The following is a 13,533-nucleotide window of genomic DNA, read 5'->3' as shown; positions in this document are numbered from 1 at the left end:
ATACGGCGCAACAATCCTTCCGGTGCCGGAGGCGGGCTCCTAGCCTTGCACCATGGGCAAACTCCAGATCGACTCTCCGGCCGACGCCGTTCCTACCACTGCCGCGGCGGCAGGCGGGCGCACCGGCCTCGACTGGCGCACGGTGTTCGCATTCCCGAACCCGGTCAACGAGTATGCGGCCAGGATCACCGCAGCTTTGGTGGTCGTGGTTGCGGCCGCCACGCTGTTGACCGGCTGGGGCTGGGGACTTGCCCTCATCGCCGCCGGCTTCTGGCTGCGCGTGCTGTTCGGTCCCAGGATTTCACCGCTGGCCCAGCTCTCCGTCAAGGTCCTGGCGCCGCGTCTGGGCCGGGCCAAGCTGGTGCCCGGTCCGCCCAAGCGCTTCGCCCAAGGCATTGGTGCAGGCATGTCAACCGCCGCAGCCCTGCTGCTCGCGGCCGGCCTGGCTCCCGCCGCCTGGACGCTCCTGGCCGTCCTTATCGTGGCAGCCTCGCTGGAAGCATTCGCAGGGTTCTGCCTGGGCTGCGCGATCTTCGGCTTCCTGCAGCGCCGGGGACTCATTCCGGCGGACATCTGCGAAGCCTGCAACAACATCTCCCTGAAGCGGCCCTGACTCAGGCGATGGTCACCGAGACCAGCTGCCCGGCCATCCCGCGGATGACCTCCGGGGCCTCCAGCGACTCCAGCCAAGCGGCAGGCAGGCACTCCTCGCCGTAGAAGGCGCCCAGGATGTTGCCGGCGATGGAGCCGGTGGAGTCGCTGTCTCCGCTGTGGTTCACGGCCAGCGCAATGGCCTCACGGAAGTGCGCCTCGATGCCTGCACGGGACACGCCGCCGGCAGTCCCCGCTGCGGTGTCGCCGTCAATATCCCCTGCCGGGGCTGTGGCCAGCACCGCATACAGGGCGACGGCGAGGGCTTCCTCGGCCACCCAGCCTTCCCCGAGCTCACGGACCAGGTCTTCGGGGCCGAGGCGGTCTGCGGCGGCCGGCTCCTGCCGGGAAACCGCCGCGAGGTGGACGGACCGTTCCAGCCGGTCAACGAGGGCCGGCTCGGCGTCGTCCCGTCCACGGGCATCTTCGAGCACGTAGTCGGCCGCTTCCGTGAGACTTTGGCCACCCATGAGGGCGTGGATCAGGAGGCTGAAAGTTCCAGCACTCTGCCGCGCCGAACGGTGGCCGTGGGTCAACGACGCCGCGTCGGAGCTCAGCTTGTACACCGCCTCCGCCGGAATGTGCGGGATGAGGCCGAACGGCGCAGAGCGCATCACCGTGCCGCATCCCTTCGAATCGGGATTGACCGGGCGGTAAATGGTCCCCATTTCGCCGGAGGCCAGGCCGCTGAGGCAGGCATTCCCGGGCGCCCGACGGTGCTTCAGGGCTGCCTGTCCGTCGATCCAGCGCGGCTGCGGGGCTGGAGCCGAGGACGCCACCGGCACCCCTTGCGTTGCCAGCCAGCGAAGGTAGGCGAGCCACACGCAGGCGTTGGCATCGGCGGCTGTGCCCTCATTTGCCCACTCCAGTGCCTCGACGAGGCCGTCAACCGTGTACAGCGTCATCTGCGTGTCGTCCGAGAAGTGGCTGCCGGCGTCGAGCGCTGAAAAATCCTGGAGTCCCGCCGGACCGAAGCGGCTCCGGATGGTGGAAATATCATCGAATTCCACGGCGTAGCCGAGGGAATCGCCCAGTGCGCCGCCCAGCAGGCAGCCATGGATCCGGGACTGGGGCGTCGGCGCCGTCAGGCGGGAATGTTCAGTGCTCATATCTGTAAATTTACCCCGGGGACGGCATCCGGATTCCCCGCGAAGCACGTCGCGCAGTCGCCGCGGCGGTGCGTCGACCGCTAAGCTCGAATCCAGCAAGCGTCCAGACTCGGTTGGCAGAATACGTCGGACAGTACATTGCCGGGCGCACCGCCGCCCGCACGCGCACCGGGATCACCGGCCGCGCATCGAAGCAAAGGATTTCCACACCATGACCGCCCCTGTGCCTGCACGCCCGACTCCAAGTTCCGATTTGCCTGCCGCTCCGGAGGCTTTCAAACCGGGCCTGGTTGCACGCCTGTCAGCGGAGGCCTTTGGCACCCTGTTCCTGGTGATCGCAGGCCTGGGAGTTCCGCTGTTCACGATTCCGCAGTCGAACCCGCTGTCCGCCTCGCTGGCCGCCGGCCTTGCCGTCACCGCGGCCATGCTCGCCTTCGCGTACATTTCCGGCGGACATTTCAACCCGGCAGTAACCCTGGGCAACGCCATCGCCGGCCGCATCCGCCTGCCGGAAGCCGCGGCCTACCTCGGAGCGCAGCTGGTCGGCGCCGTGGCCGGAGCGCTCGCACTGTTCGGAATCCTGCGGACTGTTCCCAAGATCGAAGACACCCGGGCCGCCTTTGACACCGTGACCGCCGGCTTTGGCGAGCATTCCATCATCCAGGCGCCCATGGCCGGCGTCCTGCTCGTGGAGGTCCTGGGCGCCGCCATCCTGGTGGCCGTCTTCCTGGGCACCACGGCTGCACGCAACACCAGCAAGGCCGCCGCGCCCTTCGCCGTGGGCCTTACGCTCGCCGTCCTGCTGCAGCTGGGCCAGGCAGTGGGCAACACGCCGTTCAACCCGGCACGGGCAACCGCCTCGGCCATTTTCAGCAACTCCTGGTCCCTTGAACAGCTGTGGCTCTTCTGGGTAGCCCCGCTGGTGGGCGCCGCCATCGCAGGGCTCGTGTTCCGCGGGTTTGCCGAGGCCCCTGCTGCTGCGCCGGCCCGCGCGCACGACGCTGGCGACGATGTGGACGACGACGAACTGGTCACCAACGACGACGATCTCGACGACGACGATGCCACCGGCGGTGCCGCTGACAGTGCTTCAGGCAGTGCTTCAGACAGTGCAGCCGGCGCCGTTGACGACGACGCCCGCGACTTCTTTGACGGCAAGCGCGGACGGTAGTTGCCCGGCCAAGCCGTGTCTGTGCCGCAAAACTGTCGGTACCCGCGGATAGCTTAAGAACATGCGGTTATTGCACACTTCCGATTGGCACCTGGGCCGGTCCTTCCACGGCGTCGGCATGCTGGACGCCCAGCAGGACTTCATTGACCAGCTGGTCGAATTCGTCAGCACGGAGAAAGTGGACGTCGTCCTGATTGCCGGAGATGTCTACGATCGCGCCCTGCCCGGCGTCGACGTGGTCCGGCTCCTGGATGATGCCCTGGTCCGCCTGACGGACGCCGGAGCGCAGGTGGTTCTCACCAGCGGAAACCACGATTCCGCCATCCGCCTGGGCTTCGCGTCGCGGCTCCTGGAACGCGGGGGAGTGCACCTGCGTACACGGCTCGCCGAACTCGACGTGCCGGTGCTGTTTCCGCTGGATACGGCGGAGGACGGTCCGCTGCTGGCCATTTACGGCATTCCGTGGCTGGAGCCGAGGCTGGTCGCCGAGCAGCTGGGCGTTGAGCCCGCCAGCCACTTCGAAGTGACGCGCGCGGCCACGGCAAAGATCCGGGCCGATGTGGCCACCCGTGCCAGCGGAAGGACCGTGCATTCCGTCGTGCTGGCCCATACGTTCGCGAGCGGCGGGATCAGCTCGGACAGTGAACGGGACCTGAGCATCGGTGGAGTCGGGGCGGTCCCCCTGGATCTCTTCGACGGTTTTGGCTACACCGCGCTCGGGCACCTGCACGGCAGGCAGTCGCTGTCGCCGACCGTGCGCTACTCCGGTTCACCCCTTGCCTATTCCTTCTCAGAGGCGAAGCACCGAAAAGGCGGCTGGCTGGTCGAAGTGGATGCCACCGGTATCACCGACGTCAGGGAGGTCCGATGGGACGCGCCGCGCGCGCTCGCGGTGCTGCGGGGCACGCTGGACCACCTCCTCACGGCCGAGGAGCACGCCTGGGCCGAGACCGCGTATTGCCAGATCACCTTGACGGATTCCCAGCGCCCCGCCCAGGCCATGGACAAACTGCGCGCCCGCTTTCCGGACACCCTGGTCCTCGGTTTCGATCCCGAAGGCGCCGCCGCCGCCACTACGACCAGTTACAGCTCCAGGCTCGCCGCGGCGGATGACGATCTGTCCATCTGCTGCGGGTTCCTGGAGCATGTTCGGGGCCGCAGCACCGATGAGTCAGAAGCGGCTGTCCTCGCGGAAGCGCTCGAAGCCGTGCGTCTGGGGGAGATGTCACGATGAGGATCCACCGCCTGGAAATCTCCGCCTTCGGCCCCTTCGCCGGCACGGAGCACATCGACTTTGACCGGCTCAGCACTCATGGACTTTTCCTGCTGAACGGCGCAACCGGCGCCGGCAAGACCAGCGTGCTGGATGCCATCTGCTTTGCCTTGTACGGGTCGGTGCCGGGCGCACGCCAGGACGGAAAGCGGCTCCGCAGCGATCACGCGGATGCCGCCGCCGAACCGCGGGTCACCTGCGAGTTTTCTGCCAAAGGCCGGCGCTTTGAAGTCTCCAGGATCCCTGCATGGAACCGGCCCAGCGCCAGGGGAAAAAACGGATTTACGGAGCAGAAGGCCAACACGCTGCTGCGGGAACGCGTTGACGGGCAATGGATCGAAAAGTCCGGCCGGAACGATGAGGCCGGAGCGGAAATCAGTTCAGTGCTGGGCATGGACCGGGAGCAGTTCACCCGGGTGGTCATGCTGCCCCAGGGGGACTTCGCTGCATTCCTCCGGTCAAAGCCCTCCGACCGGCTGGAGCTGCTTCAAAGCCTCTTCGGCACGCAGCGGTTCGAAGCTGTCGAACAGGAACTGGTGCGTCAGGCGGCAGAGGCCCGCACGGAGGTGGCCGGCCTCAACACCCAGTTGGACCTGCTGCTGGCACAGGCCCGGGCTGAGGCGGCCCCGTCCGACGAGGATCTGCAGGACGCCCCGCCTGTGCCGGACGGCGCCGACCACCTTCTTGCCTGGCTGCAGGACACCGCCGCCGCCAGGGCCGGGACATTGCAGGCCGAAGCGGACCAGGCCGCGGCAGCGCGCGCCGGCGCCGCCCGGCGCCTTGAGTCCGCGGCCGCACGTGCTGCCCGACAGGCAAAACTCGCCGCCGCGGAACTGCGGAAATCGGCCGCAGACGCCGCAGCCCCTGAACTCGGTGAGAAGGCCCGGCAGCTTGGCCTCCACCGCAAGGCCGAAGTGCTCGGCGGCCAACTGCAGGCCGTCGACAAAGCGAGGGACGCCGAAGAGCGTGCATCCCGCGCCATGGCCGCCGCCGCCACCGAATTGAACGCCGCGGTTCTCGTGGACCCCGAGCTTGCCGCCTTGGCCGACGGAGCGGGCGCCACCACAAGCCGCCACGCCGGCGGCAGTGAAGGCGGACCCTACTTCGAAACCGCAGTCCTGCGCAGCGAACTCAGCCGCCTGCGCTCCCTCCGCGCCGTGCTCGAGGAACGGCTGCCGGACGAAGCCAGGCTGTCCGGGCTGGCAGCCCGTAGCACAGAGCTTCGCAGCACCCTGGAACAGTTGAGGGAGGGACGGCGCGCCGGCGCCGTGGCCCTTGAGGCGCTGCGCGCGGAAACAGCCGGGCTGCTGGCTGGTGTGGCGCCCCTCGAGGAGCTGGCTGCCGAAGCCCAGCTGCGGACCAAGGAAGCCGCCGCCGCAGAGGAACTCGTGGCCGTCGTCGGCCGGTACGCCACGGCGGCGCGGCTATGTTCGGGCGTTGACGAACGGCACCGTGTTGCCCGGGACGACCAGCAAAACCACCGCCAGCGGTGGCTGGATCTGCGGGAAGAGCGGCTCGCCAACGCGGCTGCCGAGCTCGCTTCCCAGCTCAGGCCGGACGCACCGTGCCCGGTGTGCGGCAGCCCTGAGCACCCCTCGCCGGCGCCCGCAGCCACGGCCGCGCTGGCCATCGCTGAAGCGGAACAGGCAGCCCAGGACGCTTGTGAGGCGGCAGAAGCTGTCCTCGCAACGCTGGACCAGGAGCTTGCCGAAGCCCGGCAGCAGGTCGCAATCCTGGCGGCACAGGGCGGCGACACCCCGCCGGAGGATGCCCGCACCGAAGCCGTCCTGGCGAAAGAACGTGCGCGCGAGGCCGTCCAGGCGGCAGCGGAACTCGTGGCCAGCCGTGAGCGGCTGGCGGATCTGGACGAACAGGTCGCAGCCGCCGAATCCAAGCAGGCGGCCGCTGAGTCCAGCATTGCGACGACGGAGTCCACCCGCACGGCGGTCCTCGAACAGGCAGCTGCGCTGGAGGCTACGCTGCAGAAGCTGCGTGCCGGCTACCCGACCCTTGGCAGCCGGCTCACCTCACTGGATCAGTCCACGGCCCTCCTGGAACGAACAGACGCCGCCCGGACCGGTCTCGAACAGGCCATGCTGCGGACCACGGAGGCCCGCCAGCAGCTGGACCAGGCGCTTCCGGAGTCCGGATTCGCCTCCGCAGAGGCGGCCCGATCAGTCCTGCTCCCGGCCCCTCACGCCGCCACGCTAGAGGCCGCCATCCGGGCGGGGCAGGATGAAGCAGCCCGCGTCGGCGAACTCTTCGCCGGTGAGGAACTCACACAGGCCGCCCGCGAGCTGGCGTCCGACGGCCCGATTGAGCCAGCCGTGCTCGAAGAGCTCCGCGCGGAAGACACCGCTGCGGAACATGCCGCCCGGCAAGCCGTCATCGCGGCCGGACTCGCGGACAAATCCGTGCAGTCCATCCGGCGGATTGCAGGGGACTACACCCGGCTGGCAGCCTCAGGCCAGGGTCCGCGGGAACGCGCGGAGCTGCTCACCGCGGTGGCCGACGCCGCCCGCGGGGCGGGCGACAACTCCTACCGGATGAGCCTGAACAGCTACGTGCTCGCGGCCAGGCTGGAGCAGGTGGCCGTCGCCGCGTCCGAGCGGCTGGTCGGAATGAGCGATGGCCGGTACACCCTGCAGCACACGGACGCCAAGGCTGCCCGGGGAGCCAAGTCCGGCCTTGGCCTCGAGGTGGTGGACCAGTGGACCGGGCACCGCAGGGATACGTCCACGCTCTCCGGCGGTGAATCGTTCATGGCCTCGCTGGCCCTGGCGCTTGGCCTCGCCGACGTGGTGCAGCAGGAGTCCGGCGGAGTCGACATCGAGACACTCTTCGTGGACGAGGGCTTCGGCAGCCTGGACGAGCAGGCACTGGAACAGGTCATGGACGCTTTGGAGGGATTGCGCGACGGCGGCCGGGTGGTCGGCCTGGTGAGCCACGTGCCGGAAATGAAGCAGCGCATCAGCACCCAGCTCCAGGTGGTCAAGGGGCGGAACGGCTCCACGCTGCACATTTCCGACGACGCCCTGGTCTGAGCCCCAGTGGCCTGAGTCTCGGGCCCGGCGCGGCGGTTCCATGCTCCACCAGTCCACGCTCCACCGGCCGGGCCCGGCGTTCCGGAGCCTCGGCTACACTTTAAGGGTTACCGGGTCGCGCGCATCGGGAGGAGGGACGATGCGCATCTTTGAGCGAACCCGGAATAATGACCACTTCAATGTTTTCGCAGGCATCCACCGCACCTTCCCCTGCTGCCGCTGCAGCTGCCAGTGCAGCCGAAGCCGCAGCGCACCCCGCACCCCACGCCGAGCAGGATCTCCCGCGCGCCCATTCGAGCCGGGGTGGCCGGTACGCCCGGCTTCCGCTGCTGGCCGGCAAGGGCTTCATCCCGCTGGGACTCTTCGCCCGACTTCCCCTGGCCATGCTGACCGTTGGCGCCCTGACCCTGGTTACGGCCGTCACGGGCTCGTACGCGGTCGGCGGAGCGGCAGCCGGGGCCGTGGGAATCGGATCCGCACTGGGAGCACCAGTGCTCGGGGCCTGGGCAGACAGGCTCGGCCAGCGGCCGGTGCTGCTGGTTGCTGCAGTCTTTAACACGGCCGCCGTGGTGGCCCTGATCCTTACCGCATACCTGGTTCCGTCCGGCCAAGATCTGGCCGCGGCTGTACCGGTCCTCGTCGCGGCTTTCGTTGCTGGAGCCAGCTGCCCCCAGGTGGGCCCGCTGGCCCGGGTCCGCTGGATGGCCCTGACCGCCCGGGGCAGCACGGCCGGGAATGCAAAGGACCTGGACGCGGCACTGTCCTACGAAAGCACCGCGGATGAACTGACGTTTGTGCTCGGCCCCGCGTTGGTGGGCATCCTTGCGAGCCTGGTCGCTCCGTGGCTTCCGCTTGCCCTCGCCGCGGCCCTGACACTCACCTTGGTGCCCGCATTCGCCGTCCACCGCACCCATCTGGCCGTGCCGCTGAGCGTGCGCCGGCGCCGTCCCGTCGCAGGCCCCGCCACCGCCGGCCCCGACGCAGCCGGCCCCACCACCGCAGGCTCCGCCACAGCCGGCCCAGGGACAGCCGGCGTCCGCGGGAACGGAATGGCAGCCGTTGCCCTGCCATTCCTGGCCATGGTGTGCATGGGAACTTTCTTTGGTTCCACCCAGACGGGCCTGAGCTCCTTCTCCGCAAGCTTTGCCACGGCCGAACTTGCCGGGCTGCTGTACGCGGTCATGGGGCTGAGCTCGGCTGCCGCGGCGCTGAGCGTTGCCTACTGGCCGACGCGCTTTACCCTGTCGGCACGGTGGATGGTGAGTGCCGTGCTCATGGCCTGCCTCGCGGTGCTCCTACTGGTGCCTGCTTCGGCGTTCTCCATGGTGCTGGTGCTGCTCGTCCTCGGACTGCCGGTGGGCCCGCTGATGGTCACCGTATTCGCTATCGGCGGCGTTGTGGCCCCGGCCGGGCGGCTGGGAACCGTCATGACAGCCCTCGCCAGCGGTATTGTCGCCGGCACGGCGCTGGGGTCCTCCGTTGCCGGTCAGCTGGCGCAGCACCAGGGGTATTCGGCGGCATTCCTCGTGCCGGTCTGCGCCGCAGCGGCGCTGTTCCTGCTGGGGGCGGCCGCCGCCGTCGTCCTCCGAAACGGCAAGGCCCGCCGCGGAACCCAACTGGCCGGCAGCCGCTAACCAGCGGCACGCCGGCGCCTTAGAGCAGCTGCTTTTCGATGCGCGCGGCGCTGGAGATCAGGGCGGCCGCCACTTCAGCCGGGTCCTGCGTTGAGCGGATGTAGACGACGGCGACCGAGGCCGGGCGGCCGCCCGGCACGTTGATGGGGGCCGCCAGCGAGGAAACCCCCGCAATGACTTCATCGTGGCTGGCCGCATAGCCGCGTTTCCGGGCCTCGGCCGCCTCGGGCCGGTAGGGGATGTCCGGCGCCAGCAGGTTCCAGCCCTGCTCCGTGAGGGCGGACTGGATGGCGATCCCCGGGGCGCCGGCGCTGATCGGGTGCCGTGAACCGGGGTGCTGGACCACGGTGGCCGCCGAGTGCCGGGGCTCCACCGTCACCAGGGTGATGCAGTCCTGGTGGTCCCACACCGCGACGAAGGCCGTCATGTTCAGGGTGTTGGCAAGCTGCGTGAGCTCAGGCAATGCGGCCGACTGCAGATTGCGCGAGACGCCGCGCGCCAGGACGGCCAGTCCGGGGCCGGGCTGGACCTTGCCGGAGTCGTCCCGGACCAGCAGGGAGTGATCCTCCAGTGTGCGCAGGATGCGGTAGGCCACGGAACGGTGGACCCCCATCGCATCGGCAAGTTCGGCAATGGTGAGCGGCTGCTCTGCTTCCGCGAGAATCTCCAGCGCGCGGATCCCGCGCGAGAGGGTCTGCGACGGGGAAGCCTGGGCGGTCGCGGCCTGTGTGCCGGCGCCGGCAGTCTGAGTCATGCTGTCCATCCTAGGCCGGGTTCCGGGGCGCTCCACCCGGAGGGTCTTGTGTTGCGCCCCACTTTGGGTTAGCGTTCCATATGGGAACTATATGTTCAACTATAGAACAGTTGGGTCGTCGAGATCGACTATAGAGCAGACAATCCAAGGGATCAATGATGATTTCCACACCACGTCCGGGAGAGGCCTCCGAAGTTGCGGGCAGGACGTCTACGCCGAAGGACCACCATTTCCGCGGGAGCCTCGGCAGGTTTGCCACCGGCGTCGCGATCGTGACCTTCGACGGCGCCACCAAGCGCCACGGCATCACCGTGAACTCGTTTACGTCCGTGTCCATGGAGCCGCCCCTGGTCCTGGTCAGCATTGCCCGGACCGCCAAGGCGCACGATGAGCTTGCCGGCCGTCCGTTCACGGTGAACATCCTGGGGGCCGAGCAGCGGCACCTCGCCACGCATTTCGCCGGCCGCCCCGGGTACGAACCCCGGTGGGTGGAGGGTGCCACGGCGCCGCGCCTCGCCGGGGTCCTGGCGTACTTCGAGTGCAGGCCCTGGGCTGCCTACGACGGCGGCGACCACACCCTGTATCTCGGCGAGGTGGCGGACTTCGACTACCGCCACGGCGACGCCCTGGCGTTTGCCAACGGCACCTACACCACCATCCCGGACCGGGAGCTGGGCATGGAGGACCTCCTCTAATCCGGCACCCCTATCCGAACAAACCCGCTGCAGCTCAACGAGGACTGGAGGAAGAACAATGGGTATCCGCACCGGCCGGCAGTACCTGGACAAGCTCAACGCCATGAAGCCCCATGTGGTGATCGACGGGGAGGTGGTCAGTGAAAAAGTCGCTGAGCATCCGGCGTTCCGCAACGTGGCCAGGTCCTACGCGAAGCTCTTCGACATGCAGCACGACCCCGCGTACCAGGAAGCGCTGACATACACCTCGCCCTCCACCGGCGACCTGGTGAACGCGTCCTTCCTGGTTCCCCGGACCATCGAGGACCTGCAGCGCCGGCGCCGGGCCATTTCCACCTGGGCCGAGTCCTCCAACGGCTTCCTGGGCCGCTCGGGGGACTATATGAACTCATCCCTGACGGCGCTCAGTACCGCGGAGAAATGGTTCTCGCAGGCCGACCCCAAGTTCGGCGAAAACATCCGCAACTACTACGAGTGGGCGCGGGAGAATGACGTCCTGGCCACGCACACGCTCATCCCGCCGCAGGTCAACCGCTCCGTCTCGGGCTCCGAGCAGATGGGCGGACAGTTGTCGGCCCACATCGTCGAGGAACGGGACGGCGGCATTGTGATCAGCGGTGCCCGGATGCTGGCCACGATCGCCCCCATTGCCGACGAACTCCTGGTGTTCCCGTCCACAGTGCTGCGGGGCACCCCGGAGGACGCCCCGTATTCCTACGCGTTCGCCATCCCCAACGATGCTCCGGGCCTGCGGTACCTCTGCCGCACCTCGCTGTACAACGGCGGCAGTACCCATGACGAGCCCCTGGCCTCGCGCTACGAGGAAATGGATGCGGTGGCCATCTTCGACAACGTATTCGTGCCGGGCGAACGGATCTTCATGCTCGGCCACCCGGAGCTCTGCAACAGCTTCTACACGGAGACCGGTGCGGGCGCCCTCATGACACACCAGGTGGTCACCCGGACCATCGCCAAGAGCGAGTTCTTCCTCGGCCTGGCGTCGGAGCTGGCCGAGTCCATCGGGATCGACGGCTTCCAGCACATCCAGGAGGACATCGCCGAACTGATCATCGACGTCGAAATCGGCAAGGCCCTGGTTCGCGCATCGGAAGCTGACGCCGGCCTCAACGACGCGGGCGTGATGCTGCCCAAGTGGACCACGCTCAATGCCGCCAGGAATTGGTACCCCAAAATCGCCCAGCGCTTCCCGCAGATCATCCGGAAGTTCTCCGCATCCGGGCTGATGGCGCTGCCGGGCGAGGCCGATGTCAACAGCGGGGCCAGGGCGGACATCGACATGTACCTGCAGGGCAAGACCCTCACCGGCCCCGAGCGGGTCCGCCTGTTCAAGCTGGCCTTTGATGCCTCCATCTCAGGGTTCTCGGGCCGGCAGTCCCTCTATGAGTACTTTTTCTTCGGTGATCCCGTCCGGATGGCCGGTGCCCTCGTCAACAGCTATGACCGCGAACCGGTCCGGGCCAGGGTCCGTGAATTCCTGAGCAGGCCGGACTGACCGTCCGGCCCGCCGGGTCCATGTTGCCGCCGCCCACGAGCCCGGCGTCCATGTTGGCCCAAAAGTCCTAGTGCGCTTTGTCACACATTCGAGTATCCTCATACCAACTGACCGTTCGATCGGTAATTCGCTCGGCGTCAATCCACATTCGGCAGTAGCACTACCAGGCACTGCCCACAGCCACGGAGTTCCAATGACCGCAACTTCACACGTCGATTCAGAGGCGGGTCCCAGCAGCAAGCATGAGGAACGCAAAGTCCTCGCAGGGACGCTGGTCGGTACCACCATCGAGTGGTACGACTTCTTCATCTTCGCCCAGCTGACGGCAACGCTGCTGTCCCCGCTGTTCCTGACCCCGCTGCAGCAGTCCAACCCCGGCCTTGCGCAGATTCTTTCCTTCGCGCTGATCGGCATCAGCTTCCTGTTCCGTCCGCTCGGCGCCGTTATCGCGGGCCACCTGGGCGACCGCCTGGGCCGCAAGGCCATGCTGGTCTTCACCCTCATCATGATGGGTGCGGCCACCGCCCTGATCGGTATGCTGCCGACGTATGCCCAGATCGGTGTCTGGGCTCCGATCCTCCTGATCACCCTCCGCATCATCCAGGGCTTCTCCGCCGGTGGCGAATGGGGCGGCGCGGCGCTGATGGCCGTGGAGCACGCTCCCAAGAGCAAGCGCGGCCTGTTTGGCGCCTACCCGCAGATCGGCGTTCCCGTCGGCATGATCCTGGCCACGGGCCTGCTGTACTTCCTGAACACCAGCATGTCCAAGGAAGACTTCGCGGCCTGGGGCTGGCGTGTGCCGTTCCTGCTGTCCATCGTGCTGATCGTGGTGGGCTACCTGATCCGCCGCGCGGTGGCCGAAAGCCCGGTCTTCAAGGAAATGATCGAGCGCAAGGAAAAGGCCAAGGCTCCGCTGGGACAGCTGATCAAGTCCCACAAGAAGTCCGTGCTCTACTCCACTATGATCTTCATCGGCAACAACGCGGCAGGCTACCTGCTGATCGCCTTCTTCATCTCCTACGCCACAAAGACCCTGAAGATGCCGGTCGCCGAGATCCTGCTGGCCACCACCCTGGCTTCGTTCGGCTGGCTGATCTTCACGCTCGTGGGCGGCTGGCTCTCCGACAAGATCGGCCGGGTCAAGACGTTCCTGATCGGCTACGGCATTGTGTTCGCCTGGATGATCCCGATGTTTGCCCTGATCGACACGAAGAACATCATGCTGTACGGCGTGGCGCTCTTTGTGCTCACCGTCGGCCTCGGGCTGTCCTACGGTCCGATGTCCGCCATGTACGCCGAAATGTTCCCCGCCAACGTGCGCTATTCGGGCATTTCCATCGGCTACGCATTCGGTGCCATCCTGGGCGGTGCGTTCGCGGCCACCATCGCCGAGTCGCTGATGCAGAGCACCAAGTGGACCGGCTCCATCGGCATCTACATCATGATCCTGTGCGTGATTTCCGCAGTCGGTGTTCTCCTGGCCGGCGAAACCAAGGGCCGCCCGCTGGGCGTCAGCAGCCACCACTAGACGGCAGGCTGACAGTGCAGCCTTCCTGACAAGCACGACGGCGGGCGCGGACCACTTCGGTCCGCGTTTTTGTGCCAGGAACTAAACCCCCAGGAACTCCGTTGCAGCCTGCTTGAACGTCCTGCTGGTGATCACATTGCTGTGGTTGCGGCCGGGAATCA

The 13,533-nt window shown here is 67.5% G+C and carries 10 protein-coding genes; 8 read left to right on the top strand and 2 right to left on the bottom strand.

What is annotated here, in order from left to right; genetic code table 11:
• Window positions 1-52: 52 nt before the first annotated feature.
• Window positions 53-613, top strand: a complete 561-nt coding sequence (locus BS38_RS0106500) for a DUF4395 domain-containing protein (protein WP_081818836.1) — start codon at window positions 53-55, stop codon at window positions 611-613.
• Between the two features lies 1 nt (window position 614).
• Here the strand turns inward: BS38_RS0106500 and BS38_RS0106495 are convergent, their stop codons facing one another.
• The gene (locus BS38_RS0106495; RefSeq protein WP_028270064.1) at window positions 615-1,760 is read right to left on the bottom strand and encodes an ADP-ribosylglycohydrolase family protein; all 1,146 of its coding nucleotides are present in this window, start codon (window positions 1,758-1,760) and stop codon (window positions 615-617) included.
• A gap of 211 nt (window positions 1,761-1,971) precedes the next feature.
• On the opposite strand from BS38_RS0106495, the gene BS38_RS0106490 reads away from it, so the two are divergent.
• From BS38_RS0106490 to BS38_RS0106475, 4 genes are all read left to right on the top strand, one after another.
• Complete coding sequence (locus BS38_RS0106490; RefSeq protein WP_028270063.1) at window positions 1,972-2,931, top strand: MIP/aquaporin family protein; 960 nt, start codon at window positions 1,972-1,974, stop codon at window positions 2,929-2,931.
• A gap of 61 nt (window positions 2,932-2,992) precedes the next feature.
• Window positions 2,993-4,165: an exonuclease SbcCD subunit D gene (locus BS38_RS0106485; protein ID WP_028270062.1), complete on the top strand. Its 1,173-nt coding sequence runs from the start codon at window positions 2,993-2,995 to the stop codon at window positions 4,163-4,165.
• A complete protein-coding gene (locus tag BS38_RS0106480) occupies window positions 4,162-7,248 on the top strand; it encodes an AAA family ATPase (RefSeq protein WP_028270061.1) in 3,087 nt (1,028 codons plus the stop codon). The genes BS38_RS0106485 and BS38_RS0106480 overlap by 4 nt, the downstream gene beginning before the upstream one ends.
• 167 nt (window positions 7,249-7,415) lie before the next feature.
• Entirely contained in the window at window positions 7,416-8,882 is a 1,467-nt protein-coding gene (locus BS38_RS0106475; RefSeq protein ID WP_043437935.1) for an MFS transporter, read from the top strand.
• Between the two features lie 19 nt (window positions 8,883-8,901).
• Here the strand turns inward: BS38_RS0106475 and BS38_RS0106470 are convergent, their stop codons facing one another.
• Entirely contained in the window at window positions 8,902-9,636 is a 735-nt protein-coding gene (locus BS38_RS0106470) for an IclR family transcriptional regulator (protein WP_028270059.1), read from the bottom strand.
• A 158-nt stretch (window positions 9,637-9,794) separates the two neighbouring features.
• Here BS38_RS0106470 and BS38_RS0106465 point away from each other — a divergent pair, with 158 nt between their 5' ends.
• The 3 genes from BS38_RS0106465 (at window position 9,795) to BS38_RS0106455 (ending at window position 13,372) form a co-directional block, all read left to right on the top strand.
• Complete coding sequence (locus tag BS38_RS0106465) at window positions 9,795-10,331, top strand: flavin reductase family protein (RefSeq protein ID WP_043437934.1); 537 nt, start codon at window positions 9,795-9,797, stop codon at window positions 10,329-10,331.
• A gap of 58 nt (window positions 10,332-10,389) precedes the next feature.
• Window positions 10,390-11,844 (top strand): 4-hydroxyphenylacetate 3-monooxygenase, oxygenase component, encoded by a 1,455-nt coding sequence (hpaB, locus tag BS38_RS0106460; protein WP_028270057.1) that lies wholly within the window; start codon window positions 10,390-10,392, stop codon window positions 11,842-11,844.
• 193 nt (window positions 11,845-12,037) lie between these two features.
• A complete protein-coding gene (locus BS38_RS0106455; protein WP_028270056.1) occupies window positions 12,038-13,372 on the top strand; it encodes an MFS transporter in 1,335 nt (444 codons plus the stop codon).
• Window positions 13,373-13,533: the final 161 nt, after the last annotated feature.

This window comes from Arthrobacter sp. UNC362MFTsu5.1, assembly GCF_000685965.1.
In the GTDB taxonomy this organism is placed as follows: Bacteria; Actinomycetota; Actinomycetes; order Actinomycetales; family Micrococcaceae; genus Arthrobacter.
The sequence above is the reverse complement of the archived record's forward strand: the minus strand, read 5'-3'. Positions and strand labels throughout refer to the sequence as shown.

Bases quoted from the DNA above. Each gene is read 5' to 3' on its own strand.
- BS38_RS0106495 (WP_028270064.1), bottom strand. From the start codon at position 1,760: ATGAGCACTGAACATTCCCGCCTGACGGCGCCGACGCCCCAGTCCCGG.
- BS38_RS0106455 (WP_028270056.1), top strand. From the start codon at position 12,038: ATGACCGCAACTTCACACGTCGATTCAGAGGCGGGTCCCAGCAGCAAG.
- BS38_RS0106470 (WP_028270059.1), bottom strand. From the start codon at position 9,636: ATGACTCAGACTGCCGGCGCCGGCACACAGGCCGCGACCGCCCAGGCT.
- BS38_RS0106475 (WP_043437935.1), top strand. From the start codon at position 7,416: ATGACCACTTCAATGTTTTCGCAGGCATCCACCGCACCTTCCCCTGCT.
- BS38_RS0106480 (WP_028270061.1), top strand. From the start codon at position 4,162: ATGAGGATCCACCGCCTGGAAATCTCCGCCTTCGGCCCCTTCGCCGGC.
- BS38_RS0106490 (WP_028270063.1), top strand. From the start codon at position 1,972: ATGACCGCCCCTGTGCCTGCACGCCCGACTCCAAGTTCCGATTTGCCT.
- hpaB (WP_028270057.1), top strand. From the start codon at position 10,390: ATGGGTATCCGCACCGGCCGGCAGTACCTGGACAAGCTCAACGCCATG.
- BS38_RS0106485 (WP_028270062.1), top strand. From the start codon at position 2,993: ATGCGGTTATTGCACACTTCCGATTGGCACCTGGGCCGGTCCTTCCAC.
- BS38_RS0106500 (WP_081818836.1), top strand. From the start codon at position 53: ATGGGCAAACTCCAGATCGACTCTCCGGCCGACGCCGTTCCTACCACT.
- BS38_RS0106465 (WP_043437934.1), top strand. From the start codon at position 9,795: ATGATTTCCACACCACGTCCGGGAGAGGCCTCCGAAGTTGCGGGCAGG.